The following is a 23,471-nucleotide window of genomic DNA, read 5'->3' as shown; positions in this document are numbered from 1 at the left end:
GAATTCCGAGCGGCTAGGTGATGGTGATGTCGGCGGCCGGCCGGCCGATGCGGCGCCGCGCCACCATCGCCTGCACGGCGCGGCGGAAATCGGCGGCATAACCGGCCATGTCGAACAGCTTGCCGTGCTGGCGCTGCTGTTCGAGATGCTGACGCAGCAGCTGCAAGGCTTCGTGATGGCTGCCCAGGCTCACTGCCAGCGCGATGAAGCTGTCCTCTTCGTCGGTCACCAGCTCGGGCAGGCCGGCGTGCTGCAGCAGGCTCGCTGCCACGCGGCTGGCAAACGTGTCGCCGGCCAGCGTCAGCAGCGGGCAACCGGCCCACAGCGCGTCGGACGCGGTGGTATGCGCGTTGTAGGGCAGGGTGTCGAGAAACAGATCGACGTGCGCATAACGCGCCAGATAGTCCGCATGCGGCAGCTTGGCCATAAAGACCAGGCGATCAGCGTCGATGCCCGCCTGGACCGCGTGTTCGCGCAGGCGCTTATCGGCGTTTTCCGGCCCGCTCAGCAGCCACAGCACGCTGCCCGGCGTCTGATCGAGAATGCTGAGAAAGCGGTTGAACGACGGCGGATTGATCTTGTAGCTGGCGTTGAAGCACGCAAACACCGTGCCCTGCGCCGGCAATCCACAGGCTTCGCGCGAAGGCGCCGGCGGAATTTTTCGGGTCGGGTCGCTCGGCTGATAGCAGCGCGGCAGCAGCACCAGCTTTTCGCTGATTGTCGAGCGCAGCGATGGCGGCGCGACGACGGCGTCGGCGAGCAGATAATCCATCCAGGCCGCGCCGGAGGTGCCCGGATAACCGAGCCAGTTGAGCTGCAGCGGCGCCGGCCGCAGCGCGAAGAGTTTGGCGTTGGCGCCGCTGGAATACACGGTGAGATCGACCAGCAGCTCGATCCGGTCGGCGTGGATGCGCTCGGCCAGCGGGCCGTGGCCCAGGCCGCTGACGTCGTCGACATGGCAGGCGGCTTCGAGCCGCTGGCGGATGGTGCCGCCATCGCTCGGCGCGGTGGCATACAGGTGCAGCTCCAGCTCGCTCTCGGCCAGCGCCTCGATCATCGCGACCATCAGCAGGCCGGTTGCGTGTTCGCCGAAGCCGTTGGAGACAAAACCGACCCGTATGGGTGTATTTGCTGCCGGCATGGCGTGGGTGAAAGCCAGCTGCCGGCGCAGCGGCGCCATTTCGGCGTCGATGGCCGCGGCAAAGGTTTCGGCGCAGTGGCGCTGTTCTTGTGCGCTGGCGTCCTCGGCCAGAAAGCTGAAGGGCGTGATGCCGGGCATGCCGTCGGCCACGGCGACGCGCAACCGCGCGGCAAGAGCTTCCAGTTCGCTCCACTGGCACAGCTGGCGCAGGGTGAAAATCCGCTGGCTCAGCGCCGCTCCGTTGTTTTCATTGAGCTGCAGTGATCGTGCGAAGGCGGCCTGGGCGTCGTCGAGCCTACCCAATTCATCCAGCATCATGCCGGCGTGGTAGGGGTGCTCGCCGTTGCGCGGCTCCAATGCCTCGGCCCGCAGGTAAGCCTGAAATGCTTCGGTGAACTGGCCGCGCGCCCGATGCGTATGCGCCAGCATGGCGTGCGCCGGGCCCATGTTCGGCGCGATCTGCAGGGCCTCGCGCGCGTGCACTTCGGCCTGGGCGGGATGGTCGATTGCCAGTTCCGCAGCCGCCACATTGAGACGAATGCCCGGATGGCTTGGCGCGCCGTGGGTCGCCATGGCGTAAGAGTTGCGGGCCTGTTCGAAGCGCGCCGCCGCCATCAGCGCGTTGCCCAGCGTCAGCAGAATCAGCGGGTTGCCGGGTGTGACGCGCAGCGCGGCGCGCATGCGCCCGATCGCTTCGTCCGCGCGGCTATCGGCGACTTCGAGACTGGCCAGATTGCACTGCACTTCGAGGCTGTCAGGGCTCAGTTTCTCGGCCTTGTACAAAAGGCGCAGCGCTTCGTCGCGACGATCGAGCTGGTGCAGGGTGATGGCGTAGAGGCGCAGCAGCTCGGCCGAGTCGGGGAAGCGCTTTGTCGCTTCTTCGGCGACCGGTACGGCGTCGGCGAAGGCCTGGCCTTCGAGCAGCGTGGTCAGGCGCGCCAGATAGCCGTCGAGTTCGGATTGGAAGAGATTGGTCATGGGTTCACGCTAGCGTAGGATCGGATGGGCGCCAAGCGCCGTGGCATGAGCGCATCGTCAGCCGCCGCTCAGCGACTTCAGCTCATCGGCCTGATGCTCGCGGGTCAGCGTATCGACAAGTTCGGCCAGATCGCCCTGCATGATTTCGGTGAGGCGATAAAGATTCAGTCCGATCCGGTGATCGGTCACCAGATTGTCCTTGTAGCGGTAGGTGCGGATGCGCTGGCTGCGGTCGCCGGTGCCGACCTGCAGCCGGCGCGACTGCGCCTGCGCTTCGCTCTGTTTGCTGCGTTCGGCGTCGAGCAGTCGCGCTTTCAGCAGGCTCATCGCGCGGGCGCGGTTCTTGTGCTGGCTGCGCTCTTCCTGGCACTCGACGATCGTGCCGGTGGGAAGGTGGGTGATGCGGATCGCCGAGTCGGTCTTGTTGACGTGCTGGCCGCCGGCGCCGGAGGCGCGAAAGGTGTCGGTTTTCAGATCGGCCGGGTTGATGACGACGTCATCGATCTCGTCCAGTTCCGGCAACACCGCGACGGTGGCGGTGGAGGTGTGCACGCGGCCCTGCGACTCGGTGACCGGCACGCGCTTGACGCAGTGTGCGCCGGATTCGAACTTCAGCTTGGAATACGCGCCGGCGCCTTCGACGCGTGCGACCACCTCCTTGAAGCCGCCGTGCTCGCCGGCGTGCTCGCTGAGAATTTCCACGTGCCAGCGGCGGCTCTCGGCATAGCGCAGATACATGCGCAGCAGATCGCCGGCGAAGATCGCCGCTTCGTCGCCGCCGGCGCCGGCGCGCACTTCGAGATAGAGGTTCGCCTCGTCGCGCGGATCTTTCGGCAACAGCAGCAGCTGCAGTTCGCTGTCCAGATCCAGCAGCCGCTGCTGCAGCCGATCGATGTCCTCGCTGGCCATGTCGCGCAGTTCGGGATCGTCGAGCATGGCGCGCGTGTCGGCCAGCTCGCGCTCGGCCTGATCGTGCTCGCGCAGCGAGATCGCGACCGGTTCGAGCTGGGCGTATTCCTGCGACAGCGTGCGGAAACGGGTGTTGTCGGCGAGCACGTCGGGCTGGCTTAGCAGCAGGCCGATTTCCTCGTGGCGCTCGGCCAGTGCTTCGAGCTTGCGGCGAATCGATGGGGTCATGGGAGAATGGACGAATAAGAGGGGCGACGGATATGCAACGGGCGCGTCGGCCTGTGCGTGATCGGGGCATGCAAGAAAGCGGCAGCCAGCCGCCCTCGCTATTTATCCCTTTTGGGGGACTCGCCGCTCGCGTCTTTTTCTTCGTCGAGCCCGTACAAACGACCGGCCGCGTGCAGCAGGTCGAGATCGCCGGTGAGCGCCGCTTCGCGCAGCCGGGCGCTGGGGTGGTGCAGCAGTTTGTTGGTCAGCGTATTGGCGAGAAACGCCAGCGCCTCGTCGGCCGTCTTGCCGCGCGCGAGCATGGCGCGCGCCTTGTCCAGCACCTCGTCGCGGTAGACCTCGGCGTGCTGGCGCATGTCGAGCGCGGGGTTTTTCAGCGTGAGTGCACGGCGCCAGGCCATGTAGCGATCGACCTGCAGATCGATGATGTCACTGGCCTCGTGCGCGGCGGCTTCGCGCGAACGGCGGTTGTCGTCGATGACCTGGCGCAGGTCGTCGATACCGTAGAGATAGACGTCGGGCAGGTCGCCCACGCCGTCCTCGATATCGCGCGGCACGGCAATGTCGACCATGAACATCGGCTTGCGCCGGCGCGTGGCCATGGCTTTTTCGACCATGGCGCAAGTGAGGATTGGCTGTCGCGCTGCGGTGGAGGAGATCACGATATCGACCTCGGCCAGGTGCTGCGGCAGATCGGCCAGCGCAATGGCGTAGCCGCCGTAGCGGCCGGCCAGCTCCTGTGCGGTTTCCAGCGTGCGGTTGGCCACGATCAGCCGCCGCGCCTTTTTGTCGGCCAGATGCTTGGCCGCCAGCTCGATCGTGTCGCCGGCGCCGATCAGCAGCACGCACGCGTCGGACAGGTCCGCAAAGACCTGCTCGGCCAGCCGCACCGCGGTAAAGGCGACCGACACGGTAAACGCGCCGATCCGCGTGTCGGTGCGCACGCGCTTGGCGACCGCGAAGGTGTGCTGCAACAGTCGATCCAGCGGCGCGCGCAGCGAATGCGCCTCGCGCGCCTGTTGATAGGCGTCCTTCACCTGACCGAGAATCTGCGGTTCGCCCAGCACCATCGAGTCCAGCCCGGTGGCGACGCGGAACATGTGGCGTACGGCCTCACGCTCATCGTGCCGATACAGGAACTCGTCCAGCTTGCCCGGAGTCAGACGGTGGTGACGACTCAGCCAAGCCTGCGGAATGCTCTCGGCGCCGGCCGCCACGCCGACGTAAAGCTCGGTGCGGTTGCAGGTGGAGAGAATCATCGCCTCTTCCACGCCCGGCTCGCGCGTCAGCTCGTGCAGCGCCTCGCCGGCGGCCTCCGGATCGAACGCCACCTGCTCGCGCAGGCTGACCGGCGCGGTGAGGTGGTTGATTCCGAGGGCGATCAGCGGCATGAAGGTGTGAAAATTCCGGCGTGGATGTCGCTTCGACGTTTTCGGCGCGATGCAGCGACGACGTAGACTAAGCTTGGCGCAGTGTCCGCGCGGTGACCGACGTCGGTTTCGACCGGTCACGCGGCGGCAGACAAACAAAAGGTAGGACGATGAAGGTGGATGTGCGGAGCGGGTCGGCCAGGTTCAAGCAACTGCGGCATTTTACGGCACTGACGGCCTCGGTGCTGATTTTGTGCAGCTGCGCTCCGATGTCCGCGCGTTCGCCGCGCCAGGCTGCCGCAGACGCGCAGCCGCTGGCTCATCTGGTGGTTGCCACGCCCGACGCCGAGCACGATTTGCTGGCCCAGCTGCTGGCCGGCGAAATGGCGCTGAGCCGGAACGATCTCAAAACCGCTTCGACGGCCTACGGCCACGCCGCCGGCCTCAGCCTGGACCCCGAAGTGGCCGAACGCGCCGCGCGTCTGGCCATCGCCGTGCATGACGACATCGCGGCCCAGCGGGCGCTGGATCGCTGGCAGGTGCTCGGCGCCACACCGGTCGGCATGGCCGAGGCTCGCGCCGAGCTGGCGCTCGATCGGGGCGATGCCGACGAGGCGCGTCGCCAGCTCACCGTTCTTATCAGCAGCAGCGACAAGAACGCCTGGCGCCAGTTCGGCCGCGTGATGCTCGGCGCCCGGGATCAGGCGCAGGCGGCCGGCCTGCTGGTTGAACTGGCCACGCCGCGGCGGCTGCCAGCGGACCCGCAGGCGTGGCTGGCGATGAGCGAGATGGGCGACAAATTCGGCCGGCACGCCTACGCGCTGGCCATCGCCGAAGCGGCCGTGCAGCGGTTCAAGAGCGCCGAAACCTACGCCTGGCTGGCGCAGATGAAGTTCAAGGACGGCGATCACGACGGCGCTCGCGCGCTGCTGCAAAAGGCGATCGCCAAGGCGCCCGACAATATCCCGCTGCGCCTGGCCTACGCCAGCATGCTGAGCCAGGCCGGCGACTATGCCGGTGCGTCCAAGGTGCTCGATCACGGCCCGCAGAACGCCGACACCTACGCGCTGCGCGTGGCGCTGGCGGCGCAGAGTGGCAACGGCACCGGGCTGGCAACGCTGTATCAGCAGCTGCAGAAAGCGCCGCCGGAGGTGCGCGCAAAAAGTGCGTATCTGCTGGGTCAGCTGGCCGAGGCGCAGCACCTCAACGACGAGGCTCTGGCGTGGTACAGCCAGGTCGATGATGACGATACCCACGCCTTCGACGCCGACCTGCGCAGTGCGGTCATCCTGCAGTCGCAGGGCAAGAGCAACGAGGCGCATCAGACGCTGGAGCAGATGCAGATCGACTACCTCGATCAGCCCACCCAGCTGCGCCAGGCTTACCAGGTCGACGCCGAACTGTACATGCGCGAACGCAAATTCCCGCAGGCGATCGCGGCCTTCAGTCGCGCGCTGCAGGTGGTGCCGGACGATCCGGATCTGCTTTACGGGCGCGGGCTGGCATACGCCGAAGCGAACGACGTCGATCTGGCGGTCAAGGATTTTCACCGCCTGCTGAAGATCAAGCCCGGTGACGTGGACGCCAGCAACGCGCTGGGTTTCACGCTGGCCGACGCCAATCGTGACCTGCCCGAAGCCGAGCAGTTGCTCCAGACGGCCCGCGCGGCCAAGCCGAACGATCCAGCCATCGCCGACTCCTGGGGCTGGCTGCAGTACCGGCTCGGTCATCTCGACCAGGCGGCGCAGGTGCTCAGCAGCGCGTGGCAGGCGCAGAAGGACGCCGACGTCGGCGTACATCTGGGCGAAGTGCTGTGGAAGCTGGGCCACCAGCAGCAGGCCCGGCGTATTTTTGACGACGTGCGCAAGCTCGACCCGACCAACAAGAATCTGCAGGACGCGCTGCGGCGCCTGCACGCATGAAAGCTGTTGCGATGAACCGGGTTTCTCGATGCGCTGTCGTGTTGCTGCCGCTGCTGCTCGCCGCCTGCGCGCCGGCGCCGGCCGTGCGAACGAAGGGCGATGCCGGCCAGCTGGCGGCGCAGCAGGCGCGCGAACAGTCGCTGGCCCATGCCGATCACTGGGTCATGCAGGGAAGGTTGGGTGTGTCCGACGGCAGGAACGGCGGCAGCGGCAGCTTCAGCTGGACGCAGAACGGCGATCACTATGAATTCGTGCTGCGTGGCCCGGCGATCAGTGGCGCGGACTTCCGCCTCAGCGGCGGGCCGGGCGGCGCGCAGCTGCAGGGCCTCAAGTCCGGCCCGATCAGCGGCCCCGACGCCGAGGCGCTGATGCGCAAGGCGCTGGGCTGGGAGGTGCCGCTGCGCGATCTGCAAGCCTGGGTACTTGGCTTGCGCGCGGACAGCGGCGCGGCCGAGGTGAGCTTTGGCGACAACGCGCTGCCGTCGCTGCTGGTGCAGGATGGCTGGTCGGTCGAGTATCGCGAATGGGACAGCATGCGCCACCCCGCGCTGCCGACCAAGGTCTATGCCAGCAAGCCGCCGTACAAGGTCAAGCTGTCGATCGAATCGTGGCAGTTCCAGTGATGGCGTTCCGCCGGCTGGTTGGGGATATATCCGGCGCGCTGACGCGTTGAGTGGCGAGTCCTGTCATGCCCGATCATCCGACCGAAAGCGCCTTTTCCATCGAACGTGCGCGGCCTGATGAGGTCGCAGCGCTGTGCGCGATCGAGCGAAAAGCCGTGCAGCTTTTTCGCGGCCACCCGGCGTGGCCGATCTATGCCGCTATGCCGATTCCGCCCGAGCTGCTGCACCGGGCGATCGGCCGCGGCCTGGTCTGGGTCGCGCTGAGCCCGGCAGCGCAGCCGGTGGGATTTATCTGGCTGGAAGCGGAGATCGACCGTGGGGCGGCTGATGAGGCCATTGGCATCGCCGAAATCGACGTGCTGCCGGATTACGGCCGGCGCGGCATCGGTGTCGCGTTGCTGGAACACGCCTGCCAGTGGGCGCGGGCCGCCGGCTATCGTCGGATCGACCTGGGGACGCTGGCCGATGTGCCCTGGAACGCGCCTTTCTATGCGAAACGGGGCTTTGCCGAGGTCGACAAAAACGATCCGGCGTTTGCCTTTGCGCGGCAGCGCGACCGCGAAAATGGGTTCCCCGACGCACTGCGGGTGTTCATGAGCCGTGCTTTGGCGCCTTCTGCTCGGGACGAGTGGACGATATGGCCCGCGCCGGCCAAGTTGAACCTCTTTTTGCGCATCACCGGGCGGCGGCCGGACGGCTACCACGAGCTGCAGACGGTGTTTCGGATCCTCGACTGGGGCGACGAGATTCGTCTGCGTGCGCGTGACGATGGCAAAGTTCGGCGGCCGCACGAGGTGCCAGGCGTACCGGAGTCATCCGACCTGACGGTGCGCGCTGCGCAGCTTTTGAAGATGCACTCGGGCTCGCCCGCTGGCGCCGACATCGAGGTCAACAAGCGTGTACCCATGGGCGGCGGCCTGGGCGGCGGAAGCTCCGATGCGGCCACCGTGCTGGTGGCGCTGAACTGGCTGTGGCGGCTGAATCTGGACGAGGACGCCCTGGCCGAGCTGGGTCGTCAGCTCGGCGCCGACGTGCCGGTGTTCGTACGCGGCCGTTCGGCGTGGGCCGAGGGCATCGGCGAGCAGCTCACGCCGCAGCCGCTGCCGCGGCGAACGTACGTGGTGCTCGACCCGCATGAGCATGTGCCGACGGCGGCGCTTTTTCAGGCGCCTGAATTGACACGAAATGCACCGCGGGCGACAATTTCGTCCTTTGCTTCTGGCGAAACGACGGAAAACGCCTTTGCGCCGGTGGTCCGCGCGCGTCACCCGCGGGTGGCCGCCGCGCTCGACTGGCTAGGCGGTTTCGGTCAGGCGCGACTGTCCGGCAGTGGCGGCTGCGTGTTTCTGGAAACGAAATCATTCGAGCGGGCGGTATCGATCGCCGGGCAATGTCCGGCAGCCTTCACGGCCCACGTGGCCTCGGGGGTCGATGTCTCGCCGCTGCAGCAGGCTCTGGCGCGGCATGAATCGCGTATGGGGTGAAACGACACACGGCGTTCGTTGGCGGTACGGCGAGGCCAAACGAGTACGAACAAAAGCACAATCGAACAACCTACTACTGGGGCGTCGCCAAGCTGGTTAAGGCACGGGATTTTGATTCCCGCATACGCAGGTTCGAATCCTGCCGCCCCAGCCATTCCTGATGGCTTGAGTTCCGAGGTAACCACTGTGGATACGTCCACCCCGATGATGCTTTTTACCGGCAATGCGCACCGCGCGCTGTCCGAGGACGTCGCCCATCGACTCGGCGTGCCGCTTGGCAAGGCGCTGGTCAGCACGTTCAGCGACGGCGAAGTCCAGATCGAAATCGAGGAAAACGTCCGCCGGCAGGAGGTTTTCGTCATCCAGCCCACCGGCGCGCCGAGTGCGGAAAACCTGTTCGAGCTGCTGGCGCTGGTCGATGCGCTCAAGCGCGCGTCGGCCATGAGCGTGACCGCGGTGATGCCGTATTTCGGCTATGCCCGGCAGGATCGCCGGCCGCGCTCGGCCCGCGTTCCGATTACCGCCAAGCTGGCCGCCCGGATGATCGGCGCCGCGGGCGTCGACCGGGTGCTGACGGTGGATCTGCACGCCGACCAGATTCAGGGCTTCTTCGATATTCCGGTCGACAACGTGTATGCATCGCCCGTGCTGCTGGCCGATATCTGGCGCCATCACAGCATGGACGACGTGATCGTGGTCAGCCCGGACGTCGGTGGCGTGGTGCGTGCGCGGGCGCTGGCCAAGCGCCTGGACGATGCGGATCTGGCGATCATCGACAAACGCCGCCCGAAAGCCAACGTGGCCACGGTGATGAACATCATCGGCGACGTGAACGGCAAGACCTGCGTGCTGATCGACGACATCGTCGACACCGCCGGAACCCTGTGTGCGGCCGCCGCTGCGCTGAAAGAGCGCGGCGCCCGCAAGGTGGTTGCCTACTGCGTGCATCCGGTATTGTCGGGCGCGGCGGTCAGCAATATCGAAGGTTCCCAGCTTGATCAGCTGGTGGTCACTAATACCCTACCGCTGAGTCCGCAGGTGCAGGCCTGTACCCGGATTCGTCAGCTCTCGGTCGCCGAGCTGCTGGCTGAAACTATTCGCCGCATCGCCTTTGGCGAGTCGGTGAGTTCGCTGTACGTGGACTGATGCGGCGGGATTGATTCAGTCGCATGGGTTCATACTGGTGAGCTGAAGTTGCTCCACCCTCAGTTTTTGGCTTCAAACGCGGTGGCATTCGCCATCGCATCATCGACTTTTCTGGTCGCGGGAAAGTCACTCGACCGCTGCGAAGCGGTTACTACCTAACCAAGGCAATACCAACATGGCTAAGACACACGAAATCAAGGCGCAGAGCCGCAAAGACGAGGGGAAAGGTGCGAGCCGCCGCCTGCGTCATGCGAGCTTCGTGCCTGCCGTCGTTTACGGCGCCGGCAAGGATCCGCAGAGCATCCAGATCGAACACAACACCATCCTGCTCGCTGCCAAGCACGAGTGGTTCTTCTCCTCGGTGCTCGACCTCAACGTCGACGGCAAGGTGCAGAAGGTGCTGGTGCGTGACTGGCAGAAGCATCCGTTCAAACAGCTGATGATGCATATGGATTTCCTGCGCATCAACGAGAACGAAGTGGTTCGCGTCAACGTGCCGCTGCATTTCCTCAACCAGGAAACCTCGCCGGCCGCCAAGACCTCCGGTCTGGTGATCTCGCACAACCTGACGGAAGTCGAAGTTTCCTGCCTGCCGAAGGATCTGCCGGAGTTCATCGAGCTCGACCTGGCTGACCTGAAGGAAGGCGACATCATCCATCTGTCGCAGCTGAAGCTGCCGGCCGACGTCGAGATTCCGGCGCTTGCGCTGGGCGAGGATCACGACATCGCGGTGGTCACGGTCATGTTCGTCCAGGAAGAAGTGGACGAAGAGCAGGAAGCGGGCGAGGGTGAGGGCGCCGATGCAACGGCCGGCGACGCCAAGAAAGACGAGAAGAAGGACGACAAGAAGTAAGCTGCTGCGGCCCGCACTGGAAACTGTGCGGGCCGCGCTGCTTGCCTTCCGTCATGGCAGGTTTGCGACTTATTGTCGGACTGGGCAACCCCGGTACCGAATACCTCAGAACCCGGCACAACGCCGGGTTCTGGTTTGTGGACGCCCTGGCCAGCGCGCAGGGCCAGCGCTTCGGTTTCGATGGCAAGCTGCACGGCGAGGCCTGCAAGGTAACCATCGGTGGCGCGTCGGTCTGGCTGCTGAAGCCTTCGACTTTCATGAACAAAAGCGGCATCGCGGTGGCTTCCGCACTGCGCTACTACAGGATCGAACCGGAGCAGTGCCTGGTCGCGCACGACGATCTGGATCTTCCGCCGGGCGTGGTTCGCCTCAAGTTCGACGGCGGTCACGGCGGTCAGAATGGTTTGCGCGACATCATGGCCCATCTCGGGCACGGGAAATTCCATCGGTTGCGTGTGGGTATCGGCCATCCCGGGCATAGGGACCAGGTGACACCCTGGGTGCTGGGCCGGCCTTCGCCGACTGATGAGGACGCCATGCTGTTCGGCATGGGCAGGGCGCTTGATGTGCTGCCGCTGGCCACCGATGGCGAGTTTGAAAAGGCGATGCACCAGCTACATAGCGCGGAAACCAGCGCCGCGAAAAAATAGGTTTTCATTCACAGCAGACGCGATGCGCAAGCCGAGCCACCGGATCGATTTGCGCCTCACGTTTCACGGCACGGAATCATCATGGGTATCAAATGCGGCATCGTCGGTCTGCCCAACGTCGGCAAGTCCACCCTGTTCAATGCGCTGACCAAGGCGGGTATCGAGGCGGCCAACTATCCGTTCTGCACCATCGAGCCCAACGTCGGCATTGTGGAAGTGCCGGACGCGCGACTGGCGCAGCTGGCCGAGATCGTCAAGCCGCAGAAAATCGTGTCGGCGGTGGTCGAATTCGTCGATATCGCCGGACTGGTGGCGGGAGCATCGAAGGGCGAGGGCCTGGGCAACCAGTTTCTGGCCAATATTCGCGAGACCGACGCCATCGTTAACGTCGTGCGGTGTTTTAACGACGACAACATCATCCATGTCGCCGGCCGCATCGATCCGCTCGATGACATCATCGTGATTGGCACCGAGCTGGCGCTGGCTGATCTGGCCACGGCCGACAAGGCGCTGCAGCGCGAGCAGAAAAAAGCCCGCGCGGGCGACAAGGACGCCAAGCTGATGGTTGCCGCGCTGGAGAAGGTCGTGCCGCATCTTGATCAGGGCAACCCGGCGCGCTCGGCGCCGCTATCCGATGAAGAAAGGCTGGCGCTCAAGCCGCTGTCTCTTCTCACCATCAAGCCGGCAATGTACGTGGCCAACGTGGCCGAGGACGGTTTCGAGAACAATCCGCTGCTGGACAAGGTGCGCGAGCATGCGGCCATCGAGGGTGCGCCGGTCGTCGCCGTGTGCGCGGCCATCGAGTCGGACATGGCCGAGATGGACGACGCCGACAAAGCGGAGTTTCTCGCCGAGATGGGCCTGAAGGAGCCAGGCCTCAATCGGCTGGCGCGCGCCGCCTTCGGGCTGCTCGGCCTGCAGACGTACTTCACTGCCGGTGTCAAGGAAGTGCGCGCCTGGACCATCCACATCGGCGATACCGCGCCGCAAGCGGCTGGCGTGATTCATACCGATTTTGAGCGTGGCTTCATCCGCGCGCAGACGATCGGTTTCGACGATTTCATCCGCTATCGCGGCGAGCAGGGCGCCAAGGAGGCGGGCAAGATGCGCGCCGAGGGCAAGGATTACGTCGTCAAGGACGGCGACGTGCTGAATTTCCTGTTCAACGTCTGACGCGCGTCGGCGCGAGTTTGTTCGACCTTTAGTCGGAGTTCCTATGTCTGGCCAGCAGCACGAAGTCACTTTCCGTTTTCTCGCCCAGCCCACCGACGTCAATTTCGGCGGCAAGGTGCATGGCGGCATGGCCATGAAATGGATCGATCAGGCTGGTTACGCCTGCGCGGTGGGCTGGAGCGGCGCGTATTGCGTCACCGCGTCGGTCAGCGGTATCCAGTTCGTGGCGCCGATCCTGATCGGCGATCTGGTCACGGTGCGGGCTCGTCTGATTCACACCGGCACATCGAGCATGCATATGGCGGTGGACGTGCTGGCGCGCGATCTGCGCAAGGACGAGCAGCGGCTGGCAACCAGCTGCGTCATGGTGTTCGTGGCGCTCGACGGGCAGGACGGCAAACCCACGGCGGTGCCGCGCTGGGAGCCGAGCAACGACAGCGAGCGCCGCCTGCAGCTGCAGGCAAAACAGCTGCTGGAACTTTCCAAAGGTATGGAGCAGCTGATCGATACGCACGGCGCGTCCGCGAGCTGACCTGCGCGCCGCACACGCAAATACTGTGCGAAATACGCGCATTCGGACGCCTCAGGTGTTGACAGCTCAAGGCCCGATCCACACAATACGCGTTCTTTGTTGGAGGGATACCCAAGCGGCCAACGGGGGCAGACTGTAAATCTGCTGGCTTACGCCTTCGGTGGTTCGAATCCACCTCCCTCCACCAGCTTGGACTCCACTCGAAGATTTTTTAGAGTGGTGAAGAGTTAAGTTTTTCGACAAGGCAATGCCGTACCGGGTTGCTGTGACAAAAAAAGAGTTTTGGCAGGGTTGCATGGATGCAGTCTTGATCGCGACGCGCAAGCGGCGCGGCCCTGATGGATGAGGCAGGTGGCTTGATTCGATATGGATCATCAGCCGGCCCCGTTTATCAAGCGAGTTCCGCGCAGGGCGGGAGTAGTTCAATGGTAGAACATCAGTTTTCCAAACTGATTACGCGGGTTCGATTCCCGCCTTCCGCTCCATTGCGCTGCATCGGCCAAACGGTGGACTTTTGCCTGCATTGCGGAAGTCGACGCTTTTTTTGAATTGTCCGGCAGGATGCCGGTCTGTTCTTTGCCATCATGGAGGATGGCTGAAGTATCTGCTCATGTAGCTCAGTCGGTAGAGCACTTCCTTGGTAAGGAAGAGGTCACAGGTTCGATTCCTGTTATGAGCACCATTTCACTACGCCCGTAATGGCTCAGGTCGGATACGGTCGGTTTTTTTCCTTCAATTGATTGACTCCATCGGGGTTTAGCGCGCATGGCAAAGGGTAAATTCGAACGCACCAAGCCGCACGTCAACGTCGGCACGATTGGTCACGTGGATCACGGCAAGACGACGCTGACAGCGGCGCTGACGAAAGTCGGTGCAGAACGTTTCGGTGGCGAGTTCAAGGCCTATGACGCGATCGACGCGGCGCCGGAAGAGAAGGCGCGCGGCATCACGATCTCGACCGCCCACGTGGAATACGAGTCGCCGAACCGCCATTACGCGCACGTCGACTGCCCGGGCCACGCCGATTATGTGAAGAACATGATCACCGGTGCAGCGCAGATGGACGGCGCGATCCTGGTGTGCTCGGCCGCGGACGGCCCGATGCCGCAGACGCGCGAGCACATCCTGCTGTCGCGTCAGGTTGGCGTGCCGTACATCGTGGTCTACCTGAACAAGGCGGACATGGTCGACGACGCCGAGCTGCTCGAGCTGGTCGAGATGGAAGTGCGCGAGCTGCTGAGCAAGTATGACTTCCCGGGTGACGACACCCCGATGATCCACGGTTCGGCCAAGCTGGCGCTGGAAGGCGACCAGAGCGAGATCGGCGTGCCGTCGATCATCAAGCTGGTGGATGCGCTGGATGCGTACATCCCCGAGCCGGTGCGCGTGATCGACAAGCCGTTCCTGATGCCGGTCGAGGACGTGTTCTCGATCTCCGGCCGCGGCACCGTGGTGACCGGTCGTATCGAGCGCGGCATCATCAAGGTCGGCGACGAAATCGAAGTGGTCGGTATCCGCAATACGCAGAAAACCACGGTCACCGGCGTGGAAATGTTCCGCAAGCTGCTGGATCAGGGTCAGGCGGGCGACAACGCCGGTCTGCTGCTGCGCGGCCTGAAGCGTGACGACGTCGAGCGCGGCCAGGTGTTGGCCAAGCCGGGCACGATCACCCCGCACACGGACTTCGAGGCCGAGGTGTACGTGCTGTCGAAGGATGAAGGTGGCCGTCATACGCCGTTCTTCAAGGGTTACCGCCCGCAGTTCTACTTCCGCACGACCGACGTGACGGGCGCTTGCGAGCTGCCCGAGGGCGTGGAAATGGTGATGCCGGGTGACAACGTGAAGATGGTGGTGAGCCTGATCCACCCGATCGCGATGGACGAAGGCCTGCGCTTCGCCATCCGTGAAGGCGGTCGCACCGTCGGCGCCGGCGTCGTCGCCAAGGTCATCAAGTAAGTAGCCACATTAAGAGCGCCGTCCAACAAGCGGCGCTCTTATGAAAAGTCCGGTATGGATGCCGGGTATTGATCTTCGCCATCAAGGATGAAGGCTAAAATAGCGGTTGGCTGATACAAATCTCTTCACGGGGCGAGCGGACTAAAACCGCTCGCTGTCGTGTTTACAGTTCAAGTCATGTACGCCAGTAGCTCAATTGGCAGAGCAGCGGTCTCCAAAACCGCAGGTTGGGGGTTCAAGTCCCTCCTGGCGTGCCACTTTCCCGAGGATCGATGACGGGTGACGATGGCAAGGCCGCCCGAATAGGGCCGGTAAGCCGCTGACACTTGATCACTGTGCATGAATACCAAGGCAGAACAGCAGCCCAAAGGCACGAATGCCGCCGATGTTGCCAAGCTGGTATTGGCAGGGCTGATACTGGTTGGCGGCATCTTCGCCTATTCCTGGTTCGGTAACGACGCCAGCATCCCCTCATCCGTGCGCCTGCTCGGCGTACTCGCGGCGCTGGTCATCGCGCTGGCGATAGCCGCATTCACGGCGCTCGGTCGCCGGGTGCGCAATTTCATCGGCGAGTCGCAGTTCGAATTGCGCAAGGTGGTCTGGCCGACCAAAGATGAGACGATCAAGACTACCGGCATCATCATCGTGGTCGTGGTGGTGTTGTCGCTATTGCTTGGTCTGATCGATCTGATCCTGAAGTCGGTCATCCTCGACTGGCTGCTCAAGTTGGGTACCTGAGGTGGAAAACATGAGCAAGCGTTGGTATGTGGTGCACGCCTATTCGGGTTTCGAGAATCAGGTGAAACGTTCCCTCGACGAGCGCATCAAGCGCGCCGAGATGGAAGAGAAGTTCGGCGAAGTATTGGTGCCGACCGAAGAAGTGATCGAGATGCGCGGCGGACAGAAGCGTCGCAGCGAGCGCAAATTCTTCCCAGGATACGTGCTGGTGCAGATCGAGACGAATACCGAGGGCAAGTCGCCGCGGATCGACGACGAATGCTGGCATCTGATCAAGGAAACGCCGAAGGTGATGGGTTTTATCGGCGGTACCGCCGACCGTCCGCTGCCGATCAAGGACAGCGAGGCCGAAGCCATTCTCAGCCGCGTCCGCGAAGGTGTCGAAAAGCCGCGTCCGAAGGTGTTGTTCGAGCCGGGCGAGATGGTTCGGGTCACCGAAGGTCCATTCAACGACTTCAATGGCGTGGTCGAGGAAGTCAACTACGACAAGAGCCGCCTGCGCGTGGCGGTGCTGATTTTCGGCAGGTCGACCCCGGTCGAGCTGGAATTCGGGCAGGTCGAGAAAGCCTGACAGTCAAGCCTCAGCCTCGTCCTCGGTGGCTAAATCCGTGCCTTTGGCACGGGGCTTGCTGAAAACCAGGTCAATCTCTATACTGCGCGGTTCACGTCGAGGTCTAACGATCTCGGCGTGTCCGTGTTTCAGGGTTTGCACGATGCAGACCTTCCTTCCATCCAGGGATCGGTGAGCAGCGAGGAGCCGCAAGGCGCCTGAACTCGCGAGGAAAAATACCATGGCAAAGAAAGTTACTGGTTATATCAAGCTGCAGGTCAAGGCCGGTCAGGCCAACCCGTCGCCGCCGGTGGGTCCGGCACTCGGTCAGCGCGGCCTGAACATCATGGAATTCTGCAAGGCGTTCAACGCTGCTACGCAGAAAATGGAGCCGGGTGCTCCTATTCCCGTGGTGATCACCGCCTACTCCGATCGCAGTTTCACCTTCGCGATGAAGACGTCGCCCGCCACCTTCTGGCTGAAGAAGCTGACCAATACGGCCAAGGGTTCGCCCAAGCCGAATACCGACAAGGTCGGCAAGGTCACGCGCGCCCAGCTCGAAGAGATCGCCAAGCAGAAGAGCGCCGACCTCACGGCCGCCGAGCTCGAAGCCGCGGTTCGCACAATCGCCGGCAGCGCCCGTTCCATGGGCCTGGTAGTGGAGGGTTAAGACATGACGACCAAACTCACAAAACGTATGAAGGCCGCGCAGGGCGCGGTGCAGCCGGGCAAGTTCTACGGTCTGGATGAAGCGCTGAAGATCATCAAGGACAACGCCAAGGCCAAGTTCCCCGAGTCGGTGGACGTGGCCGTGCGCCTGGGCATCGACGCGAAGAAGTCGGACCAGGGCGTGCGCGGTTCTTCGCTGCTCCCGCACGGCACCGGCAAGACCGTCAAGGTCGCCGTGTTCTGCCCGCCGGGTGAAAAGGCCGAGGCTGCCAAGGCCGCCGGTGCCGACGCCGTTGGTATGGACGATCTGGCCGAGCGCATGCAGGCTGGCGATCTCGACTTCGGTCGCGTTATCGCAACGCCGGACGCCATGCGCGTGGTCGGCAAGCTTGGTCAGCTGCTGGGCCCGCGTGGCCTGATGCCGAATCCGAAGGACGGCTCGGTCACCGCCGACGTCGCCACGGCGGTCAAGAACGCCAAGGCGGGCCAGGTGAAGTTCCGCAACGACAAGGCGGGCATCATCCACGCCACCATCGGCAAGGCCAGCTTTGACGCTTCGCAGCTCGCGGACAATCTGAACACCCTGATTGCCGATCTGCTGAAGGCCAAGCCGTCCACGGCGAAGGGTCAGTTTTTGCAGAAGGTTGCTCTGTCCAGCACGATGGGCGTCGGCGTCGCCGTCGATACCTCGACGCTGGCCACCGCCGCCAAGTAAGAGATCAAGTCCTATACCGGCCTAGCCAGGTATAGGCAGTTTTTGAGGGCAGCTCTGATGCCATTCGCGATCGGGGCGGCTGTCAAAGACCGCAGGCGCGACCAGCGTGCGACGACGACGGGCAGGAGGCTCGCAAATGGCAGGGAATCGCCGTTGTCGCCAGCGGGGCCGCTTAATCGGATGTATCCCTATCCGGCCAGCGTAGATGGTGCTGCCCATTCTGGAATGTTTTTCTGGAAAGGCCGACACCCGGGACCCCACGTCCCCGACGTCACGGACGGCGTCGCCCAGGACCGCAAGCGGCAGGAGCCGTAAGCGGAGTTCATTTGGAGGAGTGCAATGGCTCTAAATCTGTCCCAGAAACAAGAAGTAGTTGCCGAACTGGCAGAAGTTGCCTCGAAGGCTCACTCCCTGATCGCTGCCGAGTATGCGGGCACCACGGTCGCTCAGATGACCGCGATGCGCAAGCAGGCTCGCGAATCCGGCGTGTACTTGCGCGTTGTCAAGAACACGCTCGCTTCGCGCGCTGTAGCCGGTACCGACTTCGAGGTCGTTCAAGACGCTCTGGTCGGTCCCCTGCTGTACGCGTTCTCGACCGAAGAACCCGGCGCTGCCGGGCGTCTGATCAAGGAGTTCGCCAAGAGCAACGACAAGCTGAAGCCGAAGGTCGTTTCGGTCGAAGGCAAGCTGTTTGCCGCCGAGCACGTCGATGTGCTGGCCTCGTTGCCGACCCGTGAGCAGGCGCTTTCCATGCTGGCACGCGTGCTGGCCGAGCCCGCTGCGATGTTCGCCCGCGCCGTCAAGGCCGTGGCCGACAAGCAGGACGGTGGTGGCGAAGTTGCCGCCGAAGCTCCGGTCGAAGCCGAGCCCGCTTAAGTTCGCTTTCTATTTAACTGAATCCATTTCCAGAGGTAAATAAAATGTCCCTTTCCAACGAACAGATCGTTGAAGCCGTTGCCGCCAAGTCGCTCATGGAAGTGATGGAGCTGGTCAAGGCCATCGAAGAGAAGTTTGGCGTGTCCGCCGCTGCCCCCGTGGCTGCTGCCGGCCCAGCCGCCGCCGCTGCTGCTCCGGCGGAAGCGCAGACCGAGTTTGACCTGATCCTGAAGACCGCCGGCGCCAAGAAGGTCGACGTGATCAAGGCCGTTCGCGCCATCACCGGCCTGGGCCTGAAGGAAGCCAAGGACCTCACCGAGGCCGGTGGCGTCCTGAAGGAAGGCTTGTCGAAGGAAGACGCCGACAAGTTCAAGAAGGATCTCGAAGCTGCCGGCGCCACTGTCGAACTGAAGTAATCGGCGTTTGCGCGCCGATAGTTCGACCTGACGTCAAGCAAGCCTGGGGGCGAAAGCTCCCGGGCTTTGCCTGTTAACGGTGAACTTCAAGGGATTGGCGGCATCGAAATGGTATCGGCGATCCAAAAAGAAGCGACATCAGGCACTCGCAACCGATACTCGCAACAGCAGCATCCGTAACACGGCTCAAAAGTCAGCACTGAAAGATCGACGACATTGGCTCCACGATCTTTGATTCATGCCTTTTGACGAACCGGCGAACAAGCCATCGTTTTCCGATTCATAGCGGCATCCACAGTTCTTACCATTTAGCCGGTGTGTGCACCACCGGCGTCACTGCGAACCGAGGCGCTCCCGATCATGGCCTACTCGTTTACCGAGAAGAAACGCATCCGCAAGGACTTTGGCAAGCGTCCGCCCGTACTGGGCGTACCCAACCTGCTGACCATCCAGACCGATTCCTACCGCGAGTTTCTCCAAGAGGAAATTTCGCCCAAGCAGCGCGCCGAAAAAGGCCTGCATGCAGCGCTGAAGTCGGTGTTTCCGATTACCAGCTATTCGGGCAATGCCGCGCTGGAGTACGTCGAGTATCGCCTTGGCGAGCCGGCGTTCGACGAACGCGAATGCCGAAACCGCGGCATGACCTACGGTGCGCCGCTGCGCACCACGGTGCGTCTGGTCATTTATGACAAGGACAGCCCGGCCTCGAAGAAGGTGGTCAAGTACATCAAGGAGCAGGAGGTCTACATGGGCGAAATTCCGCTCATGACCGACACCGGCACCTTCATCATCAACGGCACCGAGCGCGTCATCGTCTCGCAGCTGCATCGTTCGCCGGGCGTGTTCTTCGATCACGACCGCGGCAAGACGCACAGCTCGGGCAAGCTGCTGTTCTCTGCGCGCGTGATTCCTTACCGTGGCTCGTGGCTCGATTTCGAGTTCGACCCGAAGGATGCGCTGTTCACCCGTATCGATCGTCGCCGCAAGCTGCCGGTGACCGTACTGCTGCGCGCGCTTGGCTACAACAACGAGGAGATGCTGGGCATTTTCTTTGAGCACAACGTGTTCCACCTGGGCAAGAAGGGTGGCACCACGCTGGAGCTAGTGGCCGAGCGTCTGCGCGGCGAAACGCTGAGCTTCGACCTCGCGGTCGGTGGCAACGTGCTGGTGGAAGCTGGCAAACGCATCACTGCGCGTCACGTGCGTCAGCTGGCGGCCGAGAACATCACAGCGCTGGAAGTGCCGGACGACTATCCGGTCGGCCGCATCGTGGCGACCGACATCGTCGATCCCGCCACCGGCGAGCTGCTGGCGTCGGCGAATGACGAGATCACTGCCGAGCAGCTGGAAAACTTCCGCAAGGCCGGTATCGAAGTCGTGCCGACGCTGTACGTCAACGATCTGGATCGCGGCGCGTACATCTCGCACACCCTGCGCATCGACAACACCAAGACGCCGCTCGAGGCGCTGGTGGAAATCTATCGCATGATGCGTCCGGGCGAGCCGCCGACCAAGGATGCCGCGCAGAACCTGTTCTTCAATCTGTTCTTCACCTTCGATCGCTACGACCTGTCGAGCGTCGGCCGGATGAAGTTCAACCGCCGCGTGGGCCGCAAGGACATCCTCGGTCCGGGCGTGCTGTATGACCACAAGTTCTTCAGCGAGCGCAAGGAAGAGGCTTCCCAGGCGCTGGTCAAGGAGCAGGGCGAAACGTCCGACATCCTCGACGTGCTTAAGGTCCTGATCGACATCAAGAACGGCCACGGCACCGTGGATGACATCGATCATCTGGGCAACCGTCGCGTGCGTTCGGTCGGCGAAATGGCCGAGAACACCTTCCGCATCGGTCTGGTGCGCGTCGAGCGCGCCGTGCGCGAGCGCCTGTCGCTGGCCGAGGCCGATGGCCTGACCCCGCAGGATCTGATCAACGCCAAGCCGGTGGCGGCGGCGGTGAAGGAGTTCTTCGGCTCCTCGCAGCTGTCCCAGTTCATGGATCAGAACAACCCGCTGTCGGAAGTGACGCACAAGCGCCGCGTGTCGGCGCTTGGACCAGGCGGTCTGACCCGCGAGCGCGCCGGCTTCGAAGTGCGCGACGTGCATCCGACCCATTACGGCCGCGTCTGCACCATCGAAACGCCGGAAGGCCCGAACATCGGCCTGATCAACTCGCTGGCCGTGTACGCCCGCACCAACTCCTACGGCTTCCTCGAGACGCCGTACCGCAAGGTCGCCAATAGCAAGGTCACCGACAAGGTGGATTACCTGTCGGCGATCGAAGAAGGCGATCACGTGATCGCGCAGGCGAACTCCCCGCTGGACAAGAACGGTGGCTTCATCGAGGACTTCGTGTCCTGCCGTTTCCGCGGTGAGTCCGAGCTGCGTCCGGCGGCCGAAGTCGACTACATGGATGTCTCGCCGATGCAGACCGTGTCGGTCGCGGCGGCGCTGGTGCCGTTCCTCGAGCACGACGATGCGAACCGCGCCCTGATGGGCGCCAACATGCAGCGTCAGGCCGTGCCGACGCTGCGTTCGCAGACGCCGCTGGTCGGTACCGGCATCGAGCGCGCCGTGGCGCGCGACTCCGGCGTCATTGCCACCGCCAAGCGCGGCGGCGTGATCGACCAGGTCGATGCGGCCCGTATCGTGGTGCGAGTCAACGAAGACGAAGTCGGTGACAACGACGCCGGCGTCGATATCTACACGCTGACCAAGTACACCCGTTCCAACCAGAACACCAACCTCAACCAGCGTCCGCTGGTGAACGTCGGCGACGTGGTGGAGAAGGGCGACACGCTGGCCGACGGTTCGTCGACCGATTTGGGTGAGCTCGCGCTCGGCCAGAACATGCTGATCGCCTTCATGCCGTGGAACGGCTACAACTTCGAAGACTCGATCCTGCTCTCCGAGCGCGTCGTGCAGGAAGACCGCTACACCTCGATCCACATCGAGGAGCTGTCGTGCCCTGCGCGTGACACCAAGCTCGGTGCCGAGGAAATCACCGCGGACATTCCGAACGTGGGCGAGCAGGCGCTGGCCAAGCTCGACGAGTCCGGCATCGTCTACATCGGTGCGGAAGTAAAGGCGGGCGACATCCTGGTCGGCAAGGTCACGCCGAAGGGCGAGAGCCAGCTCACGCCAGAAGAGAAGCTGCTTCGCGCGATCTTTGGCGAGAAGGCGTCCGATGTGAAGGACAGCTCGCTGCGCGTGCCGCCGGGCATGGACGGCACCGTCATCGACGTGCAGGTCTTCACCCGCGACGGTATCGACAAAGACAAGCGCGCCAAGCAGATCGAAGAGACCGAGATCAAGCGGGTCCGCAAGGATCTGGACGATCAGTTCCGCATCCTCGAAGGGGCGATCTACAGCCGCATGCGCACCGCGCTGGTCGGCAAGTCGGCCATGAGCGGTCCGGGCGGCCTCAAGCGCGGCACGGAAATCACCGATGCCTATCTCGACGGCCTGAAGAAGGACGACTGGTTCAAGATCAACGTCAAGGACGAGGACGTCACCGAGTTCCTCGAGCGCGCGGCCGATCAGGTCAAGCGCCACAAGGAAGAGTTCGACAAGCGCTTCAAGGAGAAGCAGGGCAAGATCACCCAGGGCGACGATCTGGCTCCGGGCATGCTGAAGATGGTCAAGGTGTTCCTGGCCGTGAAGCGTCGCATCCAGCCCGGCGACAAGATGGCCGGTCGTCACGGTAACAAGGGTGTCGTCTCCAACGTGGTGCCGGTCGAAGACATGCCGTACTCCGCCGACGGCGTGCCGGTCGACATCGTGCTGAACCCGCTGGGCGTGCCGTCGCGCATGAATATCGGGCAGATTCTGGAAGTGCATCTGGGCTGGGCCGCCAAGGGCCTGGGCAAGAAGATCCAGAAGATGCTCGAAGCGCAGGCGAAGGTGGCGCAGATCCGCGAGTTCCTCGACCAGATCTACAACCACCATGTGGCCGGTGCCGTACAGCACGTCGACCTGAAGTCGCTCACCGACAAGGAAATCTTCACCCTCGCCACCAATCTGCAGGAAGGCGTGCCGATGGCGACGCCGGTGTTCGACGGTGCCGAAGAGTCCGAAATCAAGGCGATGCTGAAGCTGGCCGATCTGCCCGAGTCCGGTCAGACCATCCTGTTCGACGGCCGTACCGGCGAAGCGTTCGATCGTCCGGTCACCGTCGGCTACATGCATTACCTCAAGCTCAACCATCTGGTCGACGACAAGATGCATGCCCGTTCGACCGGTCCGTACTCGCTCGTTACCCAGCAGCCGCTGGGCGGCAAGGCGCAGTTCGGCGGTCAGCGCTTCGGCGAGATGGAGGTGTGGGCACTGGAAGCTTACGGCGCGGCATACACGCTGCAGGAAATGTTGACGGTGAAATCCGACGACGTGCAGGGCCGCAACCAGATGTACAAGAACATTGTCGACGGCAACCACGAGATGTCGGCCGGCATGCCGGAATCCTTCAACGTGCTGGTGAAGGAAATCCGCTCGCTCGCCATCGATATCGATCTGGAAGAGATCAAGTGACCCGCGCGCCTACAGGAGCCA

19 protein-coding genes and 5 tRNA genes are annotated in these 23,471 nt (G+C 63.5%); 21 read left to right on the top strand and 3 right to left on the bottom strand.

Going from position 1 to position 23,471, the window contains the following annotated elements; genetic code table 11:
* Positions 1-13 precede the first annotated feature (13 nt).
* From ACDK93_RS14795 to hemA, 3 genes are all read right to left on the bottom strand, one after another.
* Positions 14-2,119 (bottom strand): O-linked N-acetylglucosamine transferase, SPINDLY family protein, encoded by a 2,106-nt coding sequence (locus ACDK93_RS14795; protein ID WP_458069603.1) that lies wholly within the window; start codon positions 2,117-2,119, stop codon positions 14-16.
* 57 nt (positions 2,120-2,176) lie between these two features.
* Positions 2,177-3,256, bottom strand: a complete 1,080-nt coding sequence (gene prfA, locus ACDK93_RS14790) for a peptide chain release factor 1 (RefSeq protein ID WP_458069602.1) — start codon at positions 3,254-3,256, stop codon at positions 2,177-2,179.
* 98 nt (positions 3,257-3,354) lie between these two features.
* Entirely contained in the window at positions 3,355-4,647 is a 1,293-nt protein-coding gene (hemA, locus tag ACDK93_RS14785; protein ID WP_458069601.1) for a glutamyl-tRNA reductase, read from the bottom strand.
* 248 nt (positions 4,648-4,895) lie between these two features.
* Here hemA and ACDK93_RS14780 point away from each other — a divergent pair, with 248 nt between their 5' ends.
* From ACDK93_RS14780 to rpoB, 21 genes are all read left to right on the top strand, one after another.
* Positions 4,896-6,548, top strand: coding sequence for a tetratricopeptide repeat protein (locus ACDK93_RS14780; RefSeq protein ID WP_458069600.1), 1,653 nt, complete (start codon positions 4,896-4,898; stop codon positions 6,546-6,548).
* A gap of 38 nt (positions 6,549-6,586) precedes the next feature.
* A complete protein-coding gene (lolB, locus tag ACDK93_RS14775; RefSeq protein WP_458069598.1) occupies positions 6,587-7,171 on the top strand; it encodes a lipoprotein insertase outer membrane protein LolB in 585 nt (194 codons plus the stop codon).
* A 65-nt stretch (positions 7,172-7,236) separates the two neighbouring features.
* Positions 7,237-8,655, top strand: a complete 1,419-nt coding sequence (ispE, locus tag ACDK93_RS14770; RefSeq protein WP_458069596.1) for a 4-(cytidine 5'-diphospho)-2-C-methyl-D-erythritol kinase — start codon at positions 7,237-7,239, stop codon at positions 8,653-8,655.
* A gap of 77 nt (positions 8,656-8,732) precedes the next feature.
* Positions 8,733-8,809, top strand: a tRNA-Gln gene (locus tag ACDK93_RS14765).
* A 50-nt stretch (positions 8,810-8,859) separates the two neighbouring features.
* The gene (locus ACDK93_RS14760) at positions 8,860-9,801 is read left to right on the top strand and encodes a ribose-phosphate diphosphokinase (protein ID WP_179479731.1); all 942 of its coding nucleotides are present in this window, start codon (positions 8,860-8,862) and stop codon (positions 9,799-9,801) included.
* 175 nt (positions 9,802-9,976) lie between these two features.
* Complete coding sequence (locus ACDK93_RS14755; RefSeq protein ID WP_458069595.1) at positions 9,977-10,654, top strand: 50S ribosomal protein L25/general stress protein Ctc; 678 nt, start codon at positions 9,977-9,979, stop codon at positions 10,652-10,654.
* 53 nt (positions 10,655-10,707) lie between these two features.
* Complete coding sequence (gene pth, locus ACDK93_RS14750) at positions 10,708-11,304, top strand: aminoacyl-tRNA hydrolase (RefSeq protein ID WP_458069593.1); 597 nt, start codon at positions 10,708-10,710, stop codon at positions 11,302-11,304.
* A gap of 81 nt (positions 11,305-11,385) precedes the next feature.
* Positions 11,386-12,477, top strand: a complete 1,092-nt coding sequence (ychF, locus tag ACDK93_RS14745) for a redox-regulated ATPase YchF (protein ID WP_458069592.1) — start codon at positions 11,386-11,388, stop codon at positions 12,475-12,477.
* Between the two features lie 43 nt (positions 12,478-12,520).
* The gene (locus ACDK93_RS14740; protein ID WP_458069590.1) at positions 12,521-13,009 is read left to right on the top strand and encodes an acyl-CoA thioesterase; all 489 of its coding nucleotides are present in this window, start codon (positions 12,521-12,523) and stop codon (positions 13,007-13,009) included.
* Between the two features lie 101 nt (positions 13,010-13,110).
* Positions 13,111-13,196, top strand: a tRNA-Tyr gene (locus tag ACDK93_RS14735).
* A 224-nt stretch (positions 13,197-13,420) separates the two neighbouring features.
* Positions 13,421-13,494 (top strand) — tRNA-Gly (locus ACDK93_RS14730).
* 121 nt (positions 13,495-13,615) lie between these two features.
* Positions 13,616-13,691 (top strand) — tRNA-Thr (locus ACDK93_RS14725).
* Between the two features lie 83 nt (positions 13,692-13,774).
* Complete coding sequence (tuf, locus tag ACDK93_RS14720; protein WP_179479240.1) at positions 13,775-14,965, top strand: elongation factor Tu; 1,191 nt, start codon at positions 13,775-13,777, stop codon at positions 14,963-14,965.
* A 181-nt stretch (positions 14,966-15,146) separates the two neighbouring features.
* A tRNA-Trp gene (locus ACDK93_RS14715) sits at positions 15,147-15,222 on the top strand.
* An 82-nt stretch (positions 15,223-15,304) separates the two neighbouring features.
* Complete coding sequence (secE, locus tag ACDK93_RS14710) at positions 15,305-15,703, top strand: preprotein translocase subunit SecE (protein ID WP_184600927.1); 399 nt, start codon at positions 15,305-15,307, stop codon at positions 15,701-15,703.
* Positions 15,704-15,713: 10 nt separating this feature from the next.
* Positions 15,714-16,274, top strand: a complete 561-nt coding sequence (gene nusG, locus ACDK93_RS14705; protein ID WP_179479244.1) for a transcription termination/antitermination protein NusG — start codon at positions 15,714-15,716, stop codon at positions 16,272-16,274.
* Positions 16,275-16,494: 220 nt separating this feature from the next.
* On the top strand, positions 16,495-16,923 hold the full coding sequence (gene rplK / locus ACDK93_RS14700) for a 50S ribosomal protein L11 (protein WP_179479246.1): 429 nt from the start codon (positions 16,495-16,497) through the stop codon (positions 16,921-16,923).
* Between the two features lie 3 nt (positions 16,924-16,926).
* Positions 16,927-17,637 (top strand): 50S ribosomal protein L1, encoded by a 711-nt coding sequence (rplA, locus tag ACDK93_RS14695; protein ID WP_179479248.1) that lies wholly within the window; start codon positions 16,927-16,929, stop codon positions 17,635-17,637.
* 339 nt (positions 17,638-17,976) lie between these two features.
* A complete protein-coding gene (rplJ, locus tag ACDK93_RS14690) occupies positions 17,977-18,513 on the top strand; it encodes a 50S ribosomal protein L10 (protein ID WP_458069589.1) in 537 nt (178 codons plus the stop codon).
* A 44-nt stretch (positions 18,514-18,557) separates the two neighbouring features.
* The gene (gene rplL, locus ACDK93_RS14685; RefSeq protein ID WP_179479251.1) at positions 18,558-18,929 is read left to right on the top strand and encodes a 50S ribosomal protein L7/L12; all 372 of its coding nucleotides are present in this window, start codon (positions 18,558-18,560) and stop codon (positions 18,927-18,929) included.
* A 357-nt stretch (positions 18,930-19,286) separates the two neighbouring features.
* On the top strand, positions 19,287-23,450 hold the full coding sequence (gene rpoB, locus ACDK93_RS14680) for a DNA-directed RNA polymerase subunit beta (RefSeq protein ID WP_458072483.1): 4,164 nt from the start codon (positions 19,287-19,289) through the stop codon (positions 23,448-23,450).
* The last annotated feature ends 21 nt before the right edge of the window (positions 23,451-23,471 follow it).

It is taken from the genome of Rhodanobacter sp. BL-MT-08 (assembly GCF_054161255.1).
Note: the sequence above shows the minus strand (reverse complement) of the source record. Positions and strands in the feature narration are given on the sequence as shown.